The organism is Mycobacterium paraffinicum (genome assembly GCF_001907675.1).
In the GTDB taxonomy this organism is placed as follows: Bacteria; Actinomycetota; Actinomycetes; order Mycobacteriales; family Mycobacteriaceae; genus Mycobacterium; species Mycobacterium paraffinicum_A.
In genome coordinates, this window is the sequence record NZ_MPNT01000024.1 from 1 (window position 1) to 22,262 (window position 22,262).

At 66.8% G+C, this 22,262-nt stretch carries 21 protein-coding genes and 1 pseudogene; 11 read left to right on the forward strand and 11 right to left on the reverse strand.

The genetic code is table 11. From position 1 onward, the window contains the following. Positions 1 to 236: 236 nt before the first annotated feature. Positions 237 to 830, reverse strand: coding sequence for a hypothetical protein (locus tag BRW65_RS21730; RefSeq protein ID WP_208611907.1), 594 nt, complete (start codon positions 828 to 830; stop codon positions 237 to 239). A gap of 124 nt (positions 831 to 954) precedes the next feature. Here BRW65_RS21730 and BRW65_RS21735 point away from each other — a divergent pair, with 124 nt between their 5' ends. Continuing rightward, on the forward strand, positions 955 to 1,698 hold the full coding sequence (locus BRW65_RS21735; protein ID WP_073878166.1) for a 3'(2'),5'-bisphosphate nucleotidase CysQ: 744 nt from the start codon (positions 955 to 957) through the stop codon (positions 1,696 to 1,698). On the opposite strand, the gene dmpG is transcribed toward BRW65_RS21735, so the two are convergent. The 3 genes from dmpG to BRW65_RS21750 are packed head-to-tail and all read right to left on the reverse strand — an operon-like array spanning position 1,688 to position 4,295. Continuing rightward, on the reverse strand, positions 1,688 to 2,707 hold the full coding sequence (gene dmpG / locus BRW65_RS21740) for a 4-hydroxy-2-oxovalerate aldolase (protein ID WP_073878168.1): 1,020 nt from the start codon (positions 2,705 to 2,707) through the stop codon (positions 1,688 to 1,690). The genes BRW65_RS21735 and dmpG overlap by 11 nt on opposite strands. Further along, positions 2,704 to 3,669, reverse strand: coding sequence for an acetaldehyde dehydrogenase (acetylating) (locus BRW65_RS21745; RefSeq protein WP_167374079.1), 966 nt, complete (start codon positions 3,667 to 3,669; stop codon positions 2,704 to 2,706). Before BRW65_RS21745 ends, dmpG begins: the two co-directional genes overlap by 4 nt. After that, the gene (locus BRW65_RS21750) at positions 3,666 to 4,295 is read right to left on the reverse strand and encodes a TetR/AcrR family transcriptional regulator (protein ID WP_073878170.1); all 630 of its coding nucleotides are present in this window, start codon (positions 4,293 to 4,295) and stop codon (positions 3,666 to 3,668) included. The genes BRW65_RS21745 and BRW65_RS21750 overlap by 4 nt, the downstream gene beginning before the upstream one ends. 95 nt (positions 4,296 to 4,390) lie before the next feature. On the opposite strand from BRW65_RS21750, the gene BRW65_RS21755 reads away from it, so the two are divergent. From BRW65_RS21755 to BRW65_RS21765, 3 genes are read left to right on the forward strand one after another with little or no spacing between them, the layout of a single operon-like run. After that, positions 4,391 to 5,977 carry a bifunctional 3-(3-hydroxy-phenyl)propionate/3-hydroxycinnamic acid hydroxylase gene (locus BRW65_RS21755; protein WP_073878171.1) on the forward strand — a complete coding sequence of 529 codons (1,587 nt, stop codon included), beginning with the start codon at positions 4,391 to 4,393 and terminating at the stop codon, positions 5,975 to 5,977. Further along, positions 5,974 to 6,834: an alpha/beta fold hydrolase gene (locus BRW65_RS21760; protein WP_073878173.1), complete on the forward strand. Its 861-nt coding sequence runs from the start codon at positions 5,974 to 5,976 to the stop codon at positions 6,832 to 6,834. Before BRW65_RS21755 ends, BRW65_RS21760 begins: the two co-directional genes overlap by 4 nt. Then, positions 6,831 to 7,835 (forward strand): VOC family protein, encoded by a 1,005-nt coding sequence (locus BRW65_RS21765; RefSeq protein ID WP_073878175.1) that lies wholly within the window; start codon positions 6,831 to 6,833, stop codon positions 7,833 to 7,835. The genes BRW65_RS21760 and BRW65_RS21765 overlap by 4 nt, the downstream gene beginning before the upstream one ends. Before the next feature lie 62 nt (positions 7,836 to 7,897). On the opposite strand, the gene BRW65_RS21770 is transcribed toward BRW65_RS21765, so the two are convergent. Further along, a complete protein-coding gene (locus BRW65_RS21770) occupies positions 7,898 to 8,803 on the reverse strand; it encodes a haloalkane dehalogenase (protein WP_073878176.1) in 906 nt (301 codons plus the stop codon). Between the two features lie 114 nt (positions 8,804 to 8,917). Between BRW65_RS21770 and BRW65_RS21775 the strand changes: the two genes are divergently transcribed. Beyond that, positions 8,918 to 9,646 carry a DUF2652 domain-containing protein gene (locus tag BRW65_RS21775; protein ID WP_073878288.1) on the forward strand — a complete coding sequence of 243 codons (729 nt, stop codon included), beginning with the start codon at positions 8,918 to 8,920 and terminating at the stop codon, positions 9,644 to 9,646. Here BRW65_RS21775 and BRW65_RS21780 read toward each other — a convergent pair. Continuing rightward, entirely contained in the window at positions 9,643 to 10,842 is a 1,200-nt protein-coding gene (locus tag BRW65_RS21780; RefSeq protein WP_073878178.1) for a MalY/PatB family protein, read from the reverse strand. The genes BRW65_RS21775 and BRW65_RS21780 overlap by 4 nt on opposite strands. A 9-nt stretch (positions 10,843 to 10,851) precedes the next feature. Next, a complete protein-coding gene (locus BRW65_RS21785; RefSeq protein ID WP_073878180.1) occupies positions 10,852 to 11,946 on the reverse strand; it encodes an NAD(P)H-dependent amine dehydrogenase family protein in 1,095 nt (364 codons plus the stop codon). A 220-nt stretch (positions 11,947 to 12,166) separates the two neighbouring features. On the opposite strand from BRW65_RS21785, the pseudogene BRW65_RS31425 reads away from it, so the two are divergent. Further along, positions 12,167 to 12,280 (forward strand): annotated as a pseudogene (locus BRW65_RS31425) (dihydrodipicolinate reductase); the annotation flags it as partial. A 45-nt stretch (positions 12,281 to 12,325) separates the two neighbouring features. Beyond that, on the forward strand, positions 12,326 to 13,300 hold the full coding sequence (locus BRW65_RS21790) for an LLM class flavin-dependent oxidoreductase (protein ID WP_073878182.1): 975 nt from the start codon (positions 12,326 to 12,328) through the stop codon (positions 13,298 to 13,300). A 78-nt stretch (positions 13,301 to 13,378) separates the two neighbouring features. Here the strand turns inward: BRW65_RS21790 and BRW65_RS21795 are convergent, their stop codons facing one another. Further along, positions 13,379 to 14,164, reverse strand: coding sequence for a spirocyclase AveC family protein (locus BRW65_RS21795; protein ID WP_073878183.1), 786 nt, complete (start codon positions 14,162 to 14,164; stop codon positions 13,379 to 13,381). 190 nt (positions 14,165 to 14,354) lie between these two features. Between BRW65_RS21795 and BRW65_RS21800 the strand changes: the two genes are divergently transcribed. Then, complete coding sequence (locus tag BRW65_RS21800; protein ID WP_073878185.1) at positions 14,355 to 15,008, forward strand: TetR/AcrR family transcriptional regulator; 654 nt, start codon at positions 14,355 to 14,357, stop codon at positions 15,006 to 15,008. Positions 15,009 to 15,023: 15 nt separating this feature from the next. After that, the gene (locus BRW65_RS21805; protein ID WP_073878187.1) at positions 15,024 to 16,226 is read left to right on the forward strand and encodes a cytochrome P450; all 1,203 of its coding nucleotides are present in this window, start codon (positions 15,024 to 15,026) and stop codon (positions 16,224 to 16,226) included. An 88-nt stretch (positions 16,227 to 16,314) separates the two neighbouring features. Here BRW65_RS21805 and BRW65_RS21810 read toward each other — a convergent pair whose 3' ends face one another. From BRW65_RS21810 to BRW65_RS21820, 3 genes are all read right to left on the reverse strand, one after another. Then, positions 16,315 to 17,304 carry an alpha/beta fold hydrolase gene (locus BRW65_RS21810; protein ID WP_073878290.1) on the reverse strand — a complete coding sequence of 330 codons (990 nt, stop codon included), beginning with the start codon at positions 17,302 to 17,304 and terminating at the stop codon, positions 16,315 to 16,317. A gap of 82 nt (positions 17,305 to 17,386) precedes the next feature. Further along, positions 17,387 to 17,881 carry a lipoprotein LpqH gene (locus tag BRW65_RS21815; RefSeq protein WP_073878188.1) on the reverse strand — a complete coding sequence of 165 codons (495 nt, stop codon included), beginning with the start codon at positions 17,879 to 17,881 and terminating at the stop codon, positions 17,387 to 17,389. A gap of 99 nt (positions 17,882 to 17,980) precedes the next feature. Further along, positions 17,981 to 19,267: a glycosyltransferase gene (locus tag BRW65_RS21820; RefSeq protein ID WP_073878190.1), complete on the reverse strand. Its 1,287-nt coding sequence runs from the start codon at positions 19,265 to 19,267 to the stop codon at positions 17,981 to 17,983. A gap of 305 nt (positions 19,268 to 19,572) precedes the next feature. On the opposite strand from BRW65_RS21820, the gene BRW65_RS21825 reads away from it, so the two are divergent. Both BRW65_RS21825 and BRW65_RS21830 read left to right on the forward strand, forming a co-directional pair. After that, complete coding sequence (locus BRW65_RS21825) at positions 19,573 to 21,045, forward strand: cytochrome P450 (protein WP_073878192.1); 1,473 nt, start codon at positions 19,573 to 19,575, stop codon at positions 21,043 to 21,045. 16 nt (positions 21,046 to 21,061) lie between these two features. Beyond that, positions 21,062 to 22,210 (forward strand): sulfotransferase family protein, encoded by a 1,149-nt coding sequence (locus BRW65_RS21830; RefSeq protein WP_073878194.1) that lies wholly within the window; start codon positions 21,062 to 21,064, stop codon positions 22,208 to 22,210. Positions 22,211 to 22,262: the final 52 nt, after the last annotated feature.

A 22,262-nucleotide genomic window follows, 5' to 3' on the forward strand; every position in this document is an offset into this window, starting at 1 on the left:
GTAACCAACCCGCGTATATCAGACTGACACGCGTCGATACGACACGCTCGACATCCCCCAACTGACCCATCTGGTCAACGAAGCGGCGGCCACGACGACGGTTGCGGCCGCCGCTTCACCCTGCCCCTTGACAAGATGTCTCCCATATCAGCGGCGATCGCGAGCGCGGCGAAGCCGGGCGATGGGGGCACCTCCCGCTTGCGGGGGACGGGTCGCCGCCATCGGGGGTCCAGCGGCTAGTTGCAGTACGTGTAGCCGATGAATTGAGTGCCGCGTGTGTCGCCGCTCGAGTAGTTGGCGAAGTGCACCGCCGGCTGCCCGTTGTACTGAGTGTTCATCTTCTGCACGGTCGGCGGGGGAACACTCTTGGGAAAGGCCAGGATCATGTCGGCGAAGATGTTCAGGCCGACCTGGCAGATCGCTTCGCGCCGCGGCGGCTGCGGATTCCACGCGTGGACGATTACCGGCTCGCTGAGTTGGTACCCGGCCGCGCAATTCGGGTCGCAGACCTTGAAGACGGCCGTGCCGGTGCCGTCGGCGCCCTGCGGGCCCCACGAACTCCACGACATGTCTTGCAGCGCAACGGCGACGCTCGCACAACCCAGCACGTTCAGCCGCTTGGGCCGCTCGACGGGAGGAACCGACAGGTTGTAGCAGCCCGGGATCGCGAAGCTCTGCGGTGGTGCCGGCTGGGCGGTGGGTGGCTTGGCGCCCTGGTCACCCTGGCTCAATTTCAGCACCACGAAGGTGAGGACGCCGCCCAGCGCGACCGCCGAAACGATGCCGATCACGATCAGACGCCCCCGTGGAATGCGTCCCAACCGACTCAAGATAGGAACGTTGCCCCCGCTCACGATCACCAGATTACGGCCGGAACACTCCGCGAGGGGTGGTGCCCGTCCGCACCCCGGTGGCACGGTAAAGTTGGTCAACACTGCCAACTTAAGGATTGTGATGGCCCTGCAGCTGACGGATGACCACGAATTGGCCGCGCGGTTGGCCACCGAGGCCGGACGGCTGTTGCTCACGGTCCGGGAAGAGTTCGCAGACGCGGAAGCGGGCGAGCGGAAAGCCGCGGGAGACAAGCGATCCCACGATTTCTTGATGGCGGCGCTCGCCGACGAGCGGCCCGACGACGCGGTGCTGTCCGAGGAGGGCGTCGACAATCCGGTTCGGCTGCGCTCGGAGCGGGTGTGGATCGTGGATCCGCTGGACGGGACGCGGGAATTCTCCGAGCTCGGACGTGACGACTGGGCCGTGCACGTTGCGCTGTGGGAGGCCGGTGAGCTCGTCGCCGGGGCGGTCGCGCTGCCGGCGCAGGGGATCACCCTGGCCACCCCCGAGGTGGATTCGCCTCCCGCCGCGCCTGGCAAGCCGCGCATCGTGGTGTCGCGCACCCGGCCCCCCGCCATTGCGCTGACCGTCCGCGACGCCCTGGACGGAGTGCTGGTGGAAATGGGCTCGGCCGGGGCCAAGGTGGCTTCGCTCGTGCAGGGGTTGTCCGACGTGTACGTCCACGCCGGCGGCCAATTCGAGTGGGACTCGGCTGCGCCGGTGGCCGTGGCCCGAGCGGCCGGTCTGCACACCTCCCGCATCGACGGGTCCGCCCTCGCCTACAACCGGTCTGATCCCAAGTTGCCGGACTTGGTGGTCTGCCGGCCCGAGTTGGCGGAAGCCGTGCTGGCCGTCACGGGCTGATGGCTGCACCGGTGAGGTCGAGGGCGATGTCGACGAGCATGTCCTCCTGGCCGCCCACCATCCCGCGCCGGCCGGCCTCTTCGAGCAGCGCGCGGACGTCGATGTCGAACCGGGCGGCGGCCGCCTCCGCGTGCCGCAAGAAGCTGGAGTACACGCCGGCGTAGCCGAGGGTCAGGGTCTCGCGGTCGACCCGCACGGGCCGGTCTTGCAGGGGCCGGACGACGTCGTCGGCCGCGTCCTGCAGCAGATGTAGATCGCAGCCATGGTCCCAGCCGAGGCGGGAGGCCGCGGCGATGAACACCTCGAGCGGCGCGTTTCCGGCGCCCGCGCCCATGCCCGCGAGGGACGCGTCGACCCGGTAAGCGCCGTGCTCCACGGCGGTGATCGAGTTGGCGACGCCCAGTGACAAGTTGTGGTGGGCGTGGATGCCGATCTCCGTTGTGGGCCGCAGGGTTTGGCGCAGGGCGTCGACGCGCTCACCGACGCCGCGCATCGTCATCGCGCCGCCCGAGTCCACGACATATACACAGGTGGCGCCGAATCGCTCCATCAGCTTGGCTTGGGCGGCCAGGCGGGCGGGACTGGTCAGGTGGCTCATCATCAGGAAGCCGACGGCGTCCATGCCCAGGCCGCGGGCAGCCGCGAGATAGGGCGCGGCAAGGTCGGCCTCGGTGCAGTGGGTGCCGACGCGCACGACGGTTGCGCCTGCGCGCCGCGCGTCCCTGAGATCGCGAAGGGTGCCGACTCCGGGCAGGAGCAGCGTCGCGATCTTCGCGTTGCCGACGGCCGCGGCGACGGCCTCGATCCATTCGGTGTCCGTGTGCGCCCCGAACCCGTACACGCAGCTGGAACCCGACAGCCCGTCACCGTGAGCGACTTCGATCGAGTCGACCCCTGCTTCGTCGAGTGCCCGCGCGATCGTCGTGGCCTGCTCGATGCTGTACTGGTGGCGCACGGCGTGCATGCCGTCGCGCAGGGTCACATCGCTGACGTAGATGCGTTGGGTCACGTTGCGGCACCGGCAGTTTCGCGGAAGCCCATCGCATGGGTGGCCATGCGCTCGGCGGTGGCCTTGGCGGCAGAGGTCATGATGTCGAGGTTGCCGGCGTAGGCGGGTAAGTAGTCGGCGGCGCCGGCCACCTCCAGCAGCACCGTGACGCGGGTGCCGGTGAACTTGCCGGTTTGCGGGATGTAGAGCGGATTGTCGTGGCCGAAGACCTCGAATTGCACGTCCTGCTTGAGCCGATAGCCGGGCACGTACGCGGCGACCTGGGCGACCATGCCAAGGATTTCGTTCTCGATCAAGGCCTTGTCGACGTCCCCGTCGACAAGGCAGTAGACGGTGTTGCGCATGTGCACCGGGGGTTCGGCGGGGTTGACGATGATGACGGCCTTGCCGCGCTGCGCGCCGCCCACGACTTGCAGGGCGGTGGCGGTGGTTTCGATGAAATCGTCGATGTTGGCCCGGGTGCCGGGCCCGGCGGACTTCGCCGAGATCGACGAGACGATCTCGGCGTAGGAGACGACGCCGGCCTTGGCGACGGCGGCCACGATGGGCACCGTCGCCTGCCCGCCGCAGGTCACCATGTTGAGGTTGGGCGCGTCGAGGTGGTCGTCGAGGTTGACCACGGGCACGCACATCGGGCCGACCGATGCGGGGGTGAGGTCGATCATCCGTATTCCGGTGGCCTGCAAGGCGGCCCAGGTGGCCCGGTGCGCCTCGGCGGACGTGGCGTCGAAGGCGAGCTTGATGCGGGCGAAGTCCGGCATGTTGAGCAACCCGTCGACGCCGTCGGCGGTGGCGGGCACGCCCATTCGCCGCGCCCGGGCCAGCCCGTCCGAGTCAGGGTCGATGCCCACCATCGCGCCCACGGTGAGCGGACCGTCGCTGCGGTGGATCTTGAGGAGCAGGTCGGTGCCGATGTTTCCCGAGCCGATGATGGCCACCGGCCAGCGTTGGGTAGCGGTCATTTCGCGTTTTCGGCGGCCATCCGCAGCGCACCTTCGTAGAGGGTGTTCGCGTGCAGCTCAAACAGCGCCAGCAGGTCGACCGAGTCACCGCCGAGCTCCTTGGCGACGAACAGTCCGTCACCACCGGAGAGCGCGTAGGTGGCCCACTGGTGGACCTGCGCGTCGGTCAGCCCCGGGACGAGGTCCCGGATGGCGAGGGTGAGCGTCTCGAACGCCCGGGCGCGCACGGCCAGGAACATGGCACGCGCCCGTGGCTCGACCGGCCGCCGCTCCAGGGCGAGCATCAGGCCGAGGCGCAGGAAGTCGGGGGAGTCCAGCAGCGCCTTGGCGATCTGCATCACCATCGAGACGAGCCGCTCTCGCGCGGTGCCCTCGGCCGGCATCTCCCATGCTGAAAGCCATTGCGCGAAGCTGCGTTCGATGACGGCGGCGATCAGGTCGTCTTTGTCTTTGAAGTGCCAGTAGATCGAGCTGGCCGGCAGGCCGCACTTCGCGCTGACCAGCCCGATGCTTGTGCCCTCGTAGCCGCGCTCGCTGGCGATCTCGGTGGCCGCATCCAGAATGCGCGCCCGGGATGCTTCGCCATCGAGACGGCGGCGGCGCTGCGGCTTGTCTTTGGTCGCCACGGAAACTCCTCCGCATGAGGTCTTGACCCTGTAGTGATCATTACATTACCGTAGTGATCACTACAGAACAAGCCCGACACGAAGGCGAGAGGGCAATGAACGAGCACCCGACCTATGACGTAGCGGTGATCGGCTATGGACCCACGGGTGCCACCGCCGCGAATCTGCTTGGCCGCATGGGCCTTAACGTCGTCGTCATCGAGCGCGATCCCGACGTGTACGGGCGCGCGCGGGCCATTTCGACCGACGAGGAGGTGATGCGGATCTGGCAGTCCGTCGGCTTGGCGGACCGGTTGCAACGGGACATGCTGCCCGATCGGCCGTTGGCGTGGGTCGACGCCAACGGGGTGCCGTTCGTCGAAACCACCATGACGTCCCGGGGCTGCGGGCACCCGCCCCAGCAGTTCCTGTACCAGCCCGCGGTTGACCACGTGTTGCGGGAGGGCGTCGCCAGGTATCCCAACGTCGACGTGTTGCTCGAACACGAATGCCTGCGTGTGGTCAACGGCGACTCGACGGTCGACCTGCTGCTTGCCGATCTGCGCGCCGACGCCTTCAAACGCGTCAGAGCGTCGTACGTGATCGCCGCCGACGGCGGAGCGTCGCCGACCCGCGCCCAACTCGGAGTCGGATACGAAGGACGCACCTACGCGGAACGCTGGGTTGTCATCGACACCAAGGTGATTCGCGAGTGGGACGGTCACGACCGGTTGCGCTTTCACTGCAATCCCGCCCGCCCGACGGTCGACTGCCCGACTCCGCTGGGGCATCACCGCTGGGAATACCCGGCCCGAGCCGGAGAGGACGAGAAGCGACTCGTCACCGATGAGGCCGTGTGGGAGGTCCTGCACGAGCAGGGCATCACCGAAGAACAGGTGAAGATCCTGCGCGCCGTCATCTACAGCCACCACGTGCGCGTCGCGGATCGCTGGCGCGTCGGCCGGGTCTTCCTGGCCGGTGACGCGGCGCATGCCATGCCGCCCTGGATCGGTCAGGGGATGTCGGCGGGGGTGCGTGACGCGGCCAACCTGTGCTGGAAGCTAGCGGCCGTGGCGCGCGGGCAGGCGCCCGATGCGCTGCTCGACAGCTACCAGGTCGAGCGCAAACCGCACGTCACCGAGGTCACCCGCCGGGCGGTGCGCAACGGGCGCCTCATCACCGAGCGCCGAAAGTGGTTGGCGCTCCTAAGAAACCATTTGTTGCGAGGCTTGACGCGGCTGCCCGGCGTGCTGAAGGCGGGGCAGAGCCTGATCTGGATTCCGCCCGCGCACTACCCGAATGGGTGTTTCACGGCCGAGGCGCACGCCGCGGTCGGCTGGCAGCTGCCGCAGCCCTGGGTCACCATCGCCGCCGGAAAGCGCGAGAGGCTGGACGACGCCCTCGGCGGCGGCTGGACCGTCCTGCACCTCGGCGCGGTGCCACCGGGTGCCGGGCGGTGGGCGCAGCTGGGCGCTCGTGCTCTGGCCATCACCGCCGGCGCACCGCGGCCCGGCGCGATTCGCGACGACGACGGCACGCTGACCCGGTGGCTGCACGGCAAGAAGGCGGCGGCGGTGGTGCTGCGCCCCGACGGATTCGTGTTCGCCGCCGCCGGCTCGGGCCTCCCGCTGCCGGCGCCGCCGACGGGCTTCACCGACCTGACGCCACCGCTGGCGGCCACCCCGATCGGAGCCAGCGCATGATCACCACGCAGTTGAGCGAGCGCACCGTCAGCGTCGCAGGGAAACCGATCTTCGTTTCCGAAACCGGGGATGGACCGGCGGTCGTCATGCTGCACGGCGGCGGACCAGGCGCGTCGGGCGTGTCGAACTACTCGCGCAATATCGACGCCCTCGCAACGCATTTCCGGCTCATCGTCCCCGACATGCCCGGCTACGGCCGGTCGGCCAAGTACGTCGACCACGACGATCCGTTCGGCTACCTGGCCGACATGACCCGCGGCCTCCTCGACGAACTGGGCATCGACACCGCCCACCTCGTCGGCAACTCGTACGGCGGTGCGGCGGCCCTGCGGCTGGCCCTGGACACCCCGCACCGCGTCGGCAAACTCGTGCTGATGGGCCCCGGCGGCATCGGCACAACCAGGGGCCTGCCCACGGCCGGGTTGCGGAGCCTGCTGTCCTACTACGGCGGCGACGGCCCCAGCCGCGACAAACTCGCCACCTTCATCCGCACCTACCTCGTCTACGACGGCTCCTCGGTACCCGAGGACCTGATCGACCTGCGCTACCGCGCCTCGATCGACCCGGAGGTAATCGCGGACCCGCCGCTGCGCCGCCCCTCCGGGCCGCGGGCGTTGCGCACCCTGTGGCGAATGGACCTCACCCGGGACAGCCGGCTGCGCCGGCTGACGACGCCGACGCTCGTCCTGTGGGGCCGCGACGACAAGGTGAACCGGCCATCGGGCGGCCCCACGCTACTCAACACGTTGCCGAACGCCGAGTTGGTGATGACCTCGCACACCGGCCATTGGATGCAATGGGAACGCGCCGAACTGTTCAACCGGCTGGCCATCGAGTTTCTGGAGGGTCGGCGATGAGCCCCTCGGTGTTCGGCCGGGTCCAACTCGGCTACGCGGTGATCGAGACGCAGAAGTTCGGCGACTGGCGACGATTCGGCCGCGACGCCATCGGCATGCACTGTGACGACGCGACGACCGACGCCATGCGGTTCCGTCTCGACGACAACGAGTGTCGCTTCCTGTTGCAACGGGGCCCCGCCGAGGATGTCACCGCGCTCGGCTGGCACGTCGACGACCACGACGCCTTTGACGCCGTCCTGGCCCGCGTCAAGAGTCATGGTGTGCCGGTGACCGAGGGCACCGAGGAGGACGCCGCGCTGCGCGGCGTGGAACGGCTCGTCCGCTTCCCCGGACCCAACGGCCTGACCCAGGAAGCCTTCACGCGCGCACGCTCCGGCGCGATGCCGTTGCGCATGGCCGCGGAAGGTGGGTTCATCACCGGCGCAGCGGGTTTGGGCCACGTAGCCGTCACCACCACCAAGCCCGATCAGCTGCACGGCTACTACGACGCGGTGTTGGACGCGCGACTGTCCGACTTCATCGACGAGACGATCAGCGGGCTGAAGTTCAAGATCCGCTTCCTGCGGGTCAACGAGCGGCACCACACGGTGGCGATTGCGGCGGTCAACCGCCTGCGGCTCAACCCGATCCGCACCCGGGTTCAGCACGTCAACGTCCAGGTGGCCGAGCTCGACGACATGACGGCCGCCTACCAGCGCGTCAAGGAACTCGGCTTTCGGATGGCACTCGGCGTCGGCCAGCACACCAACGACAAGGAACTGTCCTTCTACGCCGTGACTCCCTCGGGGTTCGAATGGGAGCTGGGCTGGAATCCGATCGTCGTCGACGAGACCACCTGGGAGCCCACTACCCATCGGGGCATCAGCATCTGGGGCCACACCCCCGAGGGACATACGATCATCGAGAAACTCACCCAGTTCAAGGCCGGCGCCGCGTCGCTGCTACACAACGAGGACGTGGTGCCTGCGCTGGCAGGGGCGGGGATTCCCGATCACTGATCGAAGGGGAGCAGGGCGGCCATGCGGGTCGTCGTGCGGCTCGTCAACACGCGCTGAAGAGGTCAGCGCAGCGCCTGCTGCCAGGACAGAATGCGTTCGGCCAGTTCGGGTCCGGAGTCTTCCTGGATGAAATGACCGGCGTTGATGCGTGCGTGCGGCTGGCCCGCGGCGCCGGGAATGTGCTTGATCAGGGGACGGTCCGCCTGGCCGAGGATCGGGTCGCGGGCGCCGAAAATGGCCAGGCAGGGTTTCTCCCATTGACCCAGCGCCTTCCACGCGGCCCTGTTGGCGGGGATCGCCGGATCCTCCGGTGAGGTCGGCACCAACTGCGGGAAGGCCCGCGCACCGGCCTGATAGCTCTTGTCGGGAAAGGGCGCGTCATAGCCCGCCCGCACCCTGGCGGAAACCCGGCGCACGGTGCCCACCGAGACGATGCGGCCGGCGGGCAGGACGGGGGAGTAGCGCGCGAACGCGCGCCAGGCATAGAAAGCGGGCGGGGTACGTCGCTCCGCGGTCGGTAGGAACCCGTTGGCCACCACAAGTCGTGCGATGCGGTCACCCTGTTCGGCGGCGATGCGCAGCCCGATCAGCGATCCCCAGTCCTGCACGAACAGCGTCACGTCCTTGAGGTTCAGCCGCTCGAACCACGACGTCACCCATTCGACGTGCCGCTGATAGGTGTAGTCCTCGATCCGGCCGGGCTTGTCGGAGCGGCCGAAGCCGACCAGGTCGGGGGCGAGCACGCGGTTCCCCGCGTCGGCCAGCGGCTGGATCATCGTCCGGTACAGGTAGCTCCAGGTCGGCTCGCCATGCAGGAGCACGATCGGTGGCCCGTCGGCGGGGCCCTCGTCGAGAAAGTGCATGCGCAGCGGCTGGGTGTCGCTTGCCGCCACGTCAACGTAGTTCGCTACGAACGGATAACCCTCCAAGTTTTCGAATCGGGAGTCCGGGGTTCGTAGCACATGCATATTCAGCTCCTCCGGTGGGCGGGCGCCTCTGCAAGCCTCTCGCGACAACGCGACTTCGTCTAGTGGGAGATTCCCGTGGGCTAGACGTCGGCTGGCCATTAAACTGGCTTGTTCATGGCGATTCGGCACGCTGTCCTGATCATTGCGGACATCAGCGGCTACACGCACTACATGCAGTGGAACCGCACCCATCTGGCCCACGCGCAGTTGACGGTGGCGGGCCTGCTGGAGTCGGTGATCGACGCCGGCAGGGGCTTGAAGCTGGCGAAGCTCGAGGGTGACGCCGCCTTCTTCTGGGCGCCCGACGGTGACGCCAAAGTGCTGGTGTGTGACCGGCTGTCCCGGATGCGGGAGGCGTTCATCGCGCGGCGCGAGCGCTTCAAGAAGGACGTCGCCTGCGAGTGTGCGAGTTGCGCGCAACTGGACAGCCTGTCGTTGAAGTTCGTCGTCCATCAGGGTGAGGTGGCCGAGCAGCGGGTGAAGCGCCACACCGAGCTCGCCGGCTTCGACGTCATCCTGGTGCACCGAATGCTGAAAAACCTGGTTCCGGTGGTCGAATACGTGCTGATGACCGAACCCGTCGCGGCGTGCCTCGACGAGTCCGTGCGCGCGCAGTGCAAACCGCTGACTCACGTCTTCGACGACATCGGCGAGACGCCGACGCACTACATCGACCTCGCGGTCTCGCAGGTTTCCCTCGCGCAGCCGGAGTCCGGCTTCTTTCGCCGGTTCCGGGCGACGATGAATCTGGAGTTGAGCTCGCTGCCGTTCGTGCTCGGCTTCAAGGAACCCGCCGCGGGCTTCCGCAACCTGGGCCGCGGCGCCAAGCAGATCCCCGCCTAGCGGGCATCGGCGAGGGCGCGGCCCATCCGCGACACGGCCTCGGTGAGGATGGCCCGCGAGGTCGCGAAGTTCAATCTGACATGGCCCCCGCCGCCCGTTCCGAAGACGTGGCCGGAACTCAGCGCCACCCGAGCATGGTCGAGGAACCACCGGGCGGGCCCGGACAGGTCGGCGACCACCGCCAGGCCCGCGGCGGCCTCTTCGGCGAATCCGAGCGCGCGGCAGTCCAGCCACGCAAGGTAAGTCCCTTGCGGCCATTGATATTTCACCTTCGGAAGGTGCTCTGCGACCAGGTCACCGAGCAGCGTCCGGTTTTCGTCCAGGCCGCGCAGCAGCCCGTCGAGCCAATCGCCGCCCGCCCGGAACGCTTCGGAGTGGGCGATGACGCCGAAGTGGCTCGGTCCGTGGCTGACCTCTTCGGGCATCCGGTGTAGGTCCGCGACAGCATCCGGTCCGGAGATGGCCAGCGCCGCTTTGAGGCCGGACAGGTTCCAGGCCTTGGAGGCGGACGTCAGGGCGAACGCGTTCTCCGCTCCGGGCACGGTCAGGAATGGGGTGAAACGCGCGCCGGGCAAGATGACGGGCGCGTGAATCTCGTCCGACACGACCCGGACATCGAACCGGCGGGCCAGCTCGGCGACGGCGCCGAGTTCCTCGGCCGTGTGCACCGTCCCGGTGGGATTGTGGGGGTTGCACAACAGATAGGCGGCCTTCCCGCCCATCGCCCGGGCGCGTGCGAACGCTTCCGCCAAGACGTCCAGATCGATTCGGCCCCCGGCGCCCAGCGGCGCCTCGATGATCCGGCGGCCGTCGTGCGACACGAACGCGTAGAACGGCGCGTACACCGGCGGGTTGACGATCACGGCATCGCCTCGGTCGGTGACCAAGCGCAGCACCTCGACGGCGCCGAGCATGACGTCCGGGACGATCGCCGTGCGGCTGACCTCCAGGTCGTGCCATTGCCAACGGCGCGAGGCGAATTCGCTCACCGCCTCGGCGAACGCCGTGCCGTACGGGTACCCCGTATCACCGATGTCGATGGCCCGCCGCAGGGCCTCGGCCACCGCCGGGGCCAGGTTGACGTCCATCTCGGCGACCCACAGCGGCAGCACATCCTCCGGGTGCGCGCGCCACTTCATGCTGGTGCGCGACCGGAGCTGGGGCAGCGTGAGTTCCTCGAGTGGGTTAAACGTCACTCGGGCAGACTAAGTGGCGAACGCGTGCTTTGGAATCGTCAGCGGTAGGTCGACCGAGCTCAACAGCCCGGGTTCTGCGGCGACGACATACGGCACGGCATTGACCACGCGCATCGCGGTGGCGACCATCGCGCCGGCGCCGGAAGTCATCCCCGCCACGCCGGCCTTGCGCGGATCCTTGAGTGTGGCCGCGAAGGTGCAATCGATGTCGGGGTCGCCGCTGATCATCACCCGGTAGGACAGATCCCCGATCCCGGTCGGCCAGTCCGGGGCGACGTCGTGGGCGAGCCGGGTGACGTGCTCGATGACGATGGCCTCCCGGCCGTCGACCACGCCGATCGCCCGCATGCGCAGCGCACCGCAGGTCCCCGCCTCGACGGTGCCCATGGCGACCTCCAGCGTCCGGTTGGTGACCGCACGGTCGAAAAATTCTCGGACCTCCTGGATTTCGACGCCGAGTGCGTCGGCGACCAACCGGATTTGGCCCTGCCATTCCCCGGCGATCGCCCCCGGGAAGCCGATCCAGGGCTGGTAGTCGAGCGGCCGTCCGAAACCCAATGCGTCGCTCATGATGTCGGGGACGCCGTAGTCGTCGTACAGGCCGATCTCGAACGCGTGGATCTTGTCGATGGACGACGACTGGGTGGACAACACCAGCGGCAGGTAATCGGCGGCGAAGCCCGGTTCGATCCCCGACGCGTACAGCGAAGCCTGGCCCTGCTTGGCCGCGGCGACCAGTTGGTCGCGCCACTCCGTGGGTTCGTAGGCGTGTGGGTTGACCAGCCGGGTGGTGCTGGTCGTGACGACGTTGATGCCGGACTCGAGCAGCCGCACGTAGTCGGGGATGGCCAGCGCGTCGCGCTCCGGGCCGCTCGCGGCGTAGATCACGCAGTCGGGCTTCAGGGCGATCAGCGCGTCCGCATCGGTGGTGGCGACCAGACCGATCGGCTCGCCGTTGGCGAGTTCGCCGGCGTCCTTGCCGTCCTTTTCCGGCGAATGCACCCAGACACCGACCAGTTCCAGATTCGGACGACGCTGAATGGTCCGGATGGCGATCGACCCGATGCCGCCCGTCGCCCATACCACCACGCGGTGAGCCGTCATGTCGTCCTCCTCGGTGGCGCGTGTGCGATGAAAGCTGGGGCGCCCGTTGCCCTTACGCCGGCAGGCAGCCGGTATCGCTCAACGTTCGACTCGGAAGCTAACAGTGCGGGACCGCGCGGTCAAGGGTTTAAGAAAGTGCACACTATCTTAGCGAACAAATCTTAGGTTACGCTCCAGCGCGCGGGATCGGCGTTTCGGTGCGCGCTGATCTTCACACTCAGCCGCGATGACATCTACCGCCATGCGCGTCTTCCCCCATGTCGTCGACGCGCGGCCGGGCCTGCTGAGCTCGCTGGATATCCCGACCACGCTTCCGCTTTACGCGTTCGGCTGAACGTGTAACGTACGTCGGACGGATTAGGCCAGCGAGGAGTTTGCCGTGTACACACTTCGCTTCGATATGCGTGCCCCGTCATGGGGTGCGCCAACCGCCGCATTGTATGCCGCGGTACCCGAAATGTGTTCCTGGGCTGAGGAACACGGCGGTCTGGCCGTGGTGCTCTGTGAGCACCACGGGTCCGAGGACGGCTACCTGCCGTCGCCGCTGATCCTGGCGCCGGCCATCGCGGCTCGCACCAGGCGGTTGCCGATGAACCTCATCCTGATCCTGCCGTTTTACGACCCGGTCCGGCTGGCCGAGGACATGGCGGTCCTCGACATCGTCAGCGCCGGTCGCGCGACCTACACGCTCGCCCTCGGGTATCGGCCCGAGGAGTTCGAGCACTTCGGGTTGGAAATCAGCAAGCGCGGCCGGCTGGCCGACGAAAAGCTGGGGCTGCTGCGCCGGCTCCTCACCGGCGAAACGGTCGACGACGACGGACGCCGCATCAGGGTGACGCCGGTCCCGCTCACCGAGGGCGGCCCAGCGATGATGTGGGGCGGGGGAACGTTGGCCGCCGCGCGCCGGGCCGGCAGGTACGGCCTCGGCATGCTGGGCAACGCCAACGCCCCTGGCATGCAGGAGGCGTACGAGGAGGCTTGCCGCAAGCACGGCCACCCGCCCGGGCCGACGATGTTCCCCGGCCGCGACACCCCCTCGGTCGTGTTCGTCGCCGACGACGTGGATCAGGCGTGGAAGGAGATCGGCGAGCACCTGTTGCACGACGTGCGTGCCTACGCCGCGTGGAATCCCGGTGACGAGACGACGGCCGGCTTCTCGCATGTCAATACCGTCGACGAGCTGCGCGAGAGACCGGGTTCGCACATCATCATCTCTGTGCCGGAGGCGATTTCGCGCGTTCGCGCGGGCCAGGTGCTCAACCTGTCGCCGTTGTGTGGCGGGCTGCCACCGGACATCGCGTGGCAGTATCTGAAGCGCGTGGGCGAGGTCGTGCTGCCGCAGGCGCTTGACTGAGCGCGACGAGCCCGCCGAACGTCGGGTTGTTGAGGCGAATTCGCGTTTCTGCCCAACGACTCGACGCTGAGCGCAGCCCTACTCGGGTTGGTTCGGCACACCCGGAAACAGTTGTTCCGTCGGCCCCGAGGTCACCCAGCCGCCCAACTTCGTCACCAGGTGCGGGGCGAAAACCGCGCCGTAAAGCACGTTCCCGATGACGATCACCGCGGCGACGGACAGCAGTGACGAGCCGAGGCGGTTCTTCGACCTGCTGTCGGCCCACATCTCGATGACGTTTCGTCCCTGCGCGTCGGTGCGGCCGAGCAGGTAAGTGAACACCATCATCTGGATGGCCATCGCGAGGGAGTCGTAGAGCGGGTACTGATGCACGGTCCCCTCGCGGATGGCCAACCCCGGAATCACCCTGCCGTAATAGAACACGCCGAGTTTGGCGCCCAGAAACCCGTTGAAGAAGAGCGCCCAGCAGAAGCCTACGACCAGGCCAACCGCTAAAAGCGTTGGCGGCCTTCGCCACCCGAACCGTTCGCTCAGCCATCGCCCGAGCGCCGTGCCCGTCACGGCCGGTAGCACGAAGTAGGAGACGTAGCCGATGGGAACGAACAGGGGCAGTCCGCCCCACGTCACGTTCAGCGGCCACCAGGATGGCATGCGCGGGATGGCGGGCGGGAACTGGGCGTACATCGCCCAGTCGTAAGGCGCCTCGATCCACGAGAACGAGATCGCTGAGATGCAGAGCAGCAGCAGTGGGTGCAGGCGGCGCTGGCGGACGCTCAGGAACACGCCGAGCGCGGTGAACGTGATGCCCCCGACGAGCGCGAAGTCGCTGGCCGCCCGCATCACGGGCGTCATCTGCGAGCTCACCGGTCGTTCCCCCGAGTCCGGCGCGCCTGCGGGTCAAAGTGCAGCACCAGCCCGAAGATCAGGGCGACCAATCCGAACAGCGTGCCCAGCATGATGACGGCGCCCACGGTCGCACCCCTTTCAACGCTCGACTCTCTAGATAGTGCACACTATCCTAAAGGCGGTCAACCACCCGGATAGGAGCGGAACTGTGCCCCAGCGGCCACCCACGAAGCGCGGCGCACCGGCGGCGGCAGCTCGCCGGCCACGCGGCGCCCCGCGGGGGTTGCTGCTCGACGCGGCACGGGCGCGCTTCGCCCGCCAGGACTACCGCAGCACGACGACGCGTGAAATCGCCCAGGCCGCAGGCGTTACCGAGCATCTGTTGTTTCGTCACTTCGGTTCGAAGGCGGCGCTGTTCCGGGAGGCGCTGGTCCTGCCCTTCACGACCTTCGTCGACGAGTTCGGCCGGACGTGGCAGTCGGTGGTACCGGAGGAAACGGACGAGAAGGAGCTGGCGCGACACTTCGTCGGACAGCTCTACGACGTGTTCGTCGAACACCAGGGTCTGCTGTTGACGCTGATGGCGTCGGAGGCGCTGAGCGAAGAGGAGAAAACCGACGCCGGCATAGCGGAGATCAGGGAGGCGATCCGGGCGCTCGGCCAGATCAGCGCGGAGGGCATGCACCTGCGTGGCCTGCGGTCCGACCATCCCGATCTGCCCGCTCACTCGACGGTGGCGATGATCGCCGGCATGGCCGCGTTGCGGTCCACCTATTTCGGCACCAGGCCGCCGCCGCGAGAGGTCATCGTCGAGGAACTGGTCCAGGCGATCCTGCACGGCTTCCTGCACCGAAATGACTGAGCGAAGGGATTGAGAATGCCAGGCACCAGCGTGGTCGACTTGTACTACGACCCGTTCGACTCCGACATCGACGACAACCCGTACCCGGTGTGGAAGCGCATGCGCGACGAAGCGCCGCTCTATTACAACGAGAAGTACAACTTCTACGCGCTGAGCCGCTACGAGGACGTGGCGCGTGAGCTGCCGAACTGGCAGACCTACCGGTCCGGTCGCGGGACCACGGCCGACGTTTTGTTCGCCAATATCGAAGTGCCACCGGGCATCCTGTTGTTCGAGGACCCTCCGCTGCACGACCTGCACCGCCGCCTGCTGTCCCGGGTTTTCACGCCGCGGCGCATGCTGGCCGTCGAGGATCTGGTGCGCGGCTTCTGCGTGCGCGAGCTGGATCCGTTGGTCGGCGCCGGCGGGTTCGATTTCATCGCCGATCTCGGGGCCATGATGCCGATGCGGACCATCGGGTACCTCCTGGGCATTCCCGAACAGGACCAGGAAAAGATCCGCGATCGCGGCGGGGCGTACATCGAGTTGTCGAAGGAGCGCGACCCCGCCGCGGTGAACGCGAAGCTGTTCGAGGAGAGCCTCGTCGTCTTCGCCGAGTACATCGAGTGGCGGGCCGATCACCCGTCCGATGACCTGATGACCGACCTGCTGCGGGCCGAGATCGACGAGCCCGACGGCACCCGGCGGCCCCTTTCGCGGACCGAGGTGCTGGCCTACACCGCCATGATCGCCGGCGCCGGCAACGAGACCACCGCCCGGCTGATCGGCTACATGGGGCAGCTGCTGTCGGATCATCCGGATCAGCGCCGCGAACTCGCCGCGAACCCGTCGCTGATCCCCGGGGCCGTCGAGGAGACCCTGCGCTACGAGCCGCCGTCACCGGTGCAGGCCCGGTATGTCGCCCAGGACGCCGAGCTCTACGGCACCGTCGTGCCCGAGGGTTCATACATGTTGCTGCTCAACGGTTCCGCCAACCGCGACGATCGCCACTTCGACGATCCGGATCGCTATGACATCCACCGCCAGGGTGGCCACCTGAGCTTCGGCCAGGGCCTGCACTTCTGCCTCGGCTCGGCGCTGGCCCGAATGGAGGGCCGGGTGGCCCTCGAAGAGGTTCTCAAGCGCTGGCCCGACTGGGAAGTCGACTACGCCAGCGCCCAGCGGGCGCACACCGCGAGCGTGCGCGGCTGGGCGCGCCTGCCCGTCGTCACGGGCTGACCGGGGCGCCTCTGGCCGCGAGTGTCACACCAGCGTGACGTTGGTGGTCGAGCGTCACGCTGGCGTGACGCTCGGCGCGAGTGTGAAGCTACACCCCGCTCTGGTCCACCAAGACCGCGCCGTCAGGCCGGTCGCCGAGCGTCTGCAGCGGAATGTCCCCGCCCCGCGCGGTGAGACGGACGATCTCCGCCAGCGGCCCGGGAGCATCGCATTGCAGGTAATGGTCGGCGCCGGGCACCACCCAGTAGCGGTTGCGGCCCGGCTTGGTCTTCAGATACGTCTGCCAGACATGGTTGGGCACGCGAAGCGGGGCGACGTTGTCGTGCAACCCCCACACCACGGTGGTGTTGATCGGGCTTTTGGAAAGCGCTTCCAGCCAACCGGTTTCGTCCGCAGCGCGCTCGTTGAGGTATTGAATGGTGTCGGGCAGCACGCGGATTCCGTCGTTGTGGGCGAAGCACTTCGCCAACGCGGCGATCTCCGGGTCGTCCAGTGTTCGCCGCGGCATGAAGGTGCTGGCGCCCAGGCCGGCGGCCAACATCTCCGGCGTCGTCGCCGCCGCGGTGGGCCGCCCGGTCGCGGGATCGAGTAGCGCGGTCTGGAAGACGGTGAGGTTGGACAGCGGCAGGTAAATGTTGGCGTTCGTCACGATGAGATCGACCGGTACGGCCGGCGGATCGAGAGCCGCCAGCATCTCCACCGCGATCATGCCGACGCTGCTGCCGCGGTCATGGGTGAGCATGCGGTAGTCGGTCAGGTTCCATACCTGGGTGATCGCGTACACGAGCAGGCGCGCGTCGTCGTAGAGCGAATACACGTACGGCTCGGCTGGTTTGTCCGACAACCCGTAGCCCGGGAAGTCCAGCAGGCAGATGTCGAACTCCGAGCCCAGCTCCCCAACCAAGGCGAAAAAGTCGATGCTCGACGTCGGGAAGCCGTGCACGAGCACCAGGGCGGGCGCTCCCGGCGTGCCACAGCGGCGGCTGAACACCGCGACCTCGTGCCCGTCATTGGCGGCGGTCGTTGACCGCCAACGCAGTTCGGTACCGCCGCTTTGCCACTTCGCGAAGATGTCCAAGCTGCCAGCATCGCAGAGGCGGTCGCGGCAGACAACCATGTGCTACCGGAAGGTGACGACGACCCCCTCAGCCGCGGTCAGCTCACGGGCAGGTGACGTGCACCCCGAAAGTCACCGGGCGCGTGCCGCTTTGGCCCGGGGTCGACGCCTCGCCGGCCCCGGTGATCGTGTAACTCTTGCCCTGCTTGGTCGCCTGGACCTGATTTGCGGACTTGGTGGCCTGATAGGGGAGTTGATACTGGCCGGTGGCCAGTGTCAGCGAGAGCGCGAATCCGTCGATCATGGGCGGGTTCTCGTCCGAAACGGCCAGCGACACCGAGGCCGTATCGTCGTGCACGCCGATCCGGGTGGTGAGGTCCCCCGATTCCGGCGGAGACGCGTTCGGTTGCGCCGCCGAACTGCTGCATTCGACCCGCGCGGTCATGGTGTGCTTGTTCCCGTCGATCATGACGGTCGTGGTTACCGCAACGGGAGTCGAACTCGGGGTCGACGCCGGATGGTTGTCCTTGCCGGAACACCCGGACAGACCAGTGGCCAGCACGACCCCGGCGGCCGTGAGGATGTATCGATTCGTCATCTCACCTCCTATGTCAGCGAGGACTATAGGTCCCATTCCTTTCGGGAAGGTCTCATCTCGCTGGCGGCCGGTCGACTGTCGGGTTTATCGGACAGTGGGTCAGTATGAGCCAACACGCCTCAAGCGTGCGAAGTTTTCGACGAGGTCGGCGGCGCGGCCAACGCTCTCGGCGGGCTTAGTCATCTGGCTGGCTAGCTCACGGGCTCGGTCGACGTATTCGGGGGCCAGGATCTGGCGCAGGTCGGCGACCAGCGAATCGACGGTGGTTGCCGAAAAGCGCCGGGCGCTACCCACCTTCAGTCGTTTGAGCTGAGCGCCCCACATCGGCTGATCGGGCAACGTCCAGAGGATGAGCGTCGGGATTCCCGCGCGCAGGCCTGCCGCCGTGGTACCCGCACCGCCGTGGTGCACAGCCGCGCGGCAGCTGGGAAAGGTCGTCGCGAAATTCACCGCTCCCACCACCTTGACGTGGTCGAAATGGGGAAGGTCGCTGGAATCAGCCCAGCCGGAGCAAACCAACGCCCGCTCGCCCAACCGCTCGCAGGCCGCGCTGATCATGCCCACCGTGTCGGCGAGTGATTCGAGGGCGGAGCACGCCGGCATGCTGCCGAAACTGAAGCAAATCGGCGGTGTGCCTGCGGCGATCCACGAAGCGACGGCATCATCGGCAGCCGTCATCAGCTCCATCGTCAGCGCACCGACAAAAGGACGTCGCCCATCCCACTTCGCCCATTCGGCTGCCAACCCGGGGAAGCAAACCTCGTCGTAGGCCTGAATTTCCAGGGATCCGCGTTCGGCGATCCGCCGCGGCGTGGGGGCCATTACCTTCGGTAGGCCCAGTTTCCGGCGCTCCTCGCAATCGGCCTTCTTCATCATGCGCCAGACGAGCCACTCGAACACCGTCGTTGCCGAGCGGATCAACCGCGGCGGCAGGATCGGAACGAGCTGGCCGTTGGCACGCGCCGGAAAGTAATGCAGCGTGGTCAACGGAATGTCGTAATATTCCGCGACGTTGGCGGCGGGCTGCTCGAAAACCAGGCCGGTGAATAGCAAGTCGGCCCCGTCCGCCAGAGACGTCAGCGTCGTGCTCAGCTCGCTGCGGCACCGCATAGCCAGCTCCCGAGCCTGGCGCCACAACGCGATCAGGCTTCGGATCCGCCAGAAGCCGTCGAATAAGCATTCCCAGAAGTTGCGCAGCGCTTCCACGCAAGCCTCGGTATCCACCCCATAAGCGACCGCCGTAAGCCCGGCCGACTCGACGAAACCAACCATGTCGGGCGGGACTGCCATGTGCACGTCGTGCCCTCTGCGCAGCAGCTCACGGCCGACGGCGGCGCAGGGCTCCACATCGCCGCGACTTCCCCAGCTCGCAAGCACAAATTTCATTGCGTGTCCTCGCGTATCACTTCGGGTGCGCGTTTGTGCGAAATGAAGTGGGCGCCACGGGCGCCGCATCCCCTGCTCGGCGCCCAGCAGTTTAACGTGAAGACCCTCATGACCGCGTGCTGCGGCGCATTCTTGCTGGTCAGGAGCGCGTGCAGTGGCCTCGACCTATCTCGCCGAGTGTGCTGCACTGCTAGCCGCGTCGGCTTCACATACCGTTAACAAACGGCGAACGGCGCGCGTGCAGCGATGCGCGACGGTAGCCTTGCACACTGTCGTAATCTCACCACCTGACATCGGGGGAGCCGATGATGGGGACAGCATCCGGTTCCCAAGCAGCACAGGATTGGCCACCGCACGGCCAATGCCCGTTCCAGGGCAGCACGTCGTACTCCGCGCGTCCCACACACGACGCGACCGCGCTGACGGATGAGCTTGCGAGTCGGCGCGTGCCGACTCGCCGTGGTTATCCGGCGGCTGCAACGATGCGGCGTGACGCACAGCTTGCGTGGGCGTGCGCGCCCATGGTGGCAAAGGCACTTGGGGCCGCCGTTGCGAAGGCCCGGTCGAGACTGGCCGGCTGCCCTGACCCGAAGCATGTGCAATTCACCGAATTTGACCCGTTGAACCCCGCGATAGCCCGCGACCCGTACCCGCATTACCGAAAGCTTTTGGCGGGCGAGCGGGTGCAGTACAACGCCAAGCGCGACGTCTACATCTTGAGTCGGCACGCCGACGTCCGCGAGGCCGCGCGTAACCATGAGGCACTGTCCAGCGCCCGTGGAGTGACATTTTCACAGGGGTCGCCCCCTTTCCTCCCCACGTCCGATCCGCCCGTGCACACCGGGATGCGTAAGCAGCTGGCACCGGGCTTGACGCGCGGCGCGATGGAGTCCTGGCGGCCGATGGTCACCCACCTTGCCCGGGAGTTGGTCAGCGGGTTAGTGGCACGGCAATCCGCGGACGTCGTCTCCGCGGTGGCCACACCGATGGCCATGCGCACCATCACCAACGTTCTGGGCGTAGCGGGCGGTGACGAGGCCGCCTTCCGCCGTTTGTCCAACCAGGCGATTTGCATCACCGACGTCACTCTGTCGGGTCCGGGCATGGTTTCGTTGCTGCGGGGGTTTACCGGATTTCGGCAATTGCGTGCGCTGTTCACCCATCGGCGTGACAACGGGTTACTGAGCGAGTCCAGCATTCTCGGGCAGCTCGTCGAGCACGCCGAGCACGGTGGGCTCAGCGACAGCGAATTGTCCTTGTTTGCGGTGTTGTTGCTGGTCGCAGGATATGAGACCACGGCGAATATGATCAGCACCTTGTTTCTCACGCTGGCCGAGTTTCCAGACCAACTCAGGCTCCTTGCGCAGCGACCAGATCTGATCCCGTCGGCGATCGAGGAGCAACTTCGCTTCATGTCTCCGGTCCAAAACATTTGCCGCACAACGCGCGTCGACTACGCCGTCGGCGATACCGTCATCCCGGCAGGCTCCCTGGTGATGCTTGCGTGGGCCGCAGCCAATCGTGACCCGCGGCAATATGACGACCCCGATGTCTTTCGGGCCGACCGCATTCCGGCCGGGAATCTCGCGTTCGGCTCCGGTATCCACTCGTGTCCCGGGAGCCAGCTGGCGCGGATGGAGGGCCAGGCGGTACTGGGCGAGATCGTCGCCAACATCGACCGGATAGAGCTGATCGGCCCGCCGGAGTGGACGGCCAATGCCAACCTTCATGGCCTGACCCGGCTACGGATCGCCGTGACGCCTGGCGAAACCGTATAGAGATGCGTCGCCAACCATGAGACATCCCGGCTCGGCGTCGCTATTCGTCAGGTGGCGTGAGTGGGCGGCGCCGGTGTGGATCGGGTGCAATTTCTCGGCATGGATGCGCCTGCTGATCCGCAACCGTTTCGCCGTGCACTGGAGTCGTTGGCACTACGCGGTTCTTTATACCCTTGTCAGCGTTGTGAATTCGTGTCTGGGGCTTTTGCAGAATATTGTGTTCGCTAGGCGAGTGGCCAACACACGGATCGCCGATCCGCCCGTCTTCATCGTCGGCCACTGGCGCACCGGCACTACGTTGTTGCACGAGCTGTTGGTACTCGACGATCGACACATCGGTCCCACGGGCTACGAATGCGTTGCTCCACAACACTTTTTGCTGACCGAGCGGTTCGCGCCGTTGGTGGGGTTCATGGTCTCGAAGCATCGGGCCATGGACAACATGGATTCGAGTCTGTATCACCCACAGGAAGACGAGTTCGTCTGGGTCATGCAGGGGCAGCCGTCGCCGTACCTGACACTGGCGTTTCCGAACCGGCCGCCGGAGCACGAGCGGTATCTGGATTTGGAGCAGTTGACGGCGCAAGAACTGGAAGCCTGGAAACGGCCCCTCTACCGATTCGTCCAGCAGCTGTACTTCCGCCACCGCAAGACCGTGATCCTCAAAAATCCAAACCACAGCTTCCGGATGAAGGTGTTGTTGGACATCTTTCCGCAAGCGAAGTTCATTCATATCGTTCGAGACCCGTACGTGGTCTATCCGTCGAGCATTCATCTCCTCAAGTCGTTATCCCGTGTACACAGTCTGCAGAAACCGATATTCGAGGGTTTGGACGAGAGAGTTCTCGCGACCTATGTAGACCTGTATCGCAAAGTGGACGAAGGGCGAGCACTGGTCGACCCCTCGCGCTTTTACGAACTGCGCTATGAGGAGTTGATCGATGACCCCGAGGGGCAGCTGCGCCGGCTGTACGACCACCTGGGACTGGGCGATTTCGAGCAGTACCTGCCGCGCCTGCGACAGTATCTCGCCGACCATGAGCACTACGCGACAAACACCTACGAACTGACCGCCGAGCAGCGCGCGGTTCTCGATGACCGCTGGGGAGAAGTCATTGACCGCTATGGTTACCGAGTTCCCGCGGCGTCACGGCAAATCTCTTGAAGCAAGCGGGTTTCGGCGTGCCGGCACCAACCGTCGGACAAGGTTCCGTTCG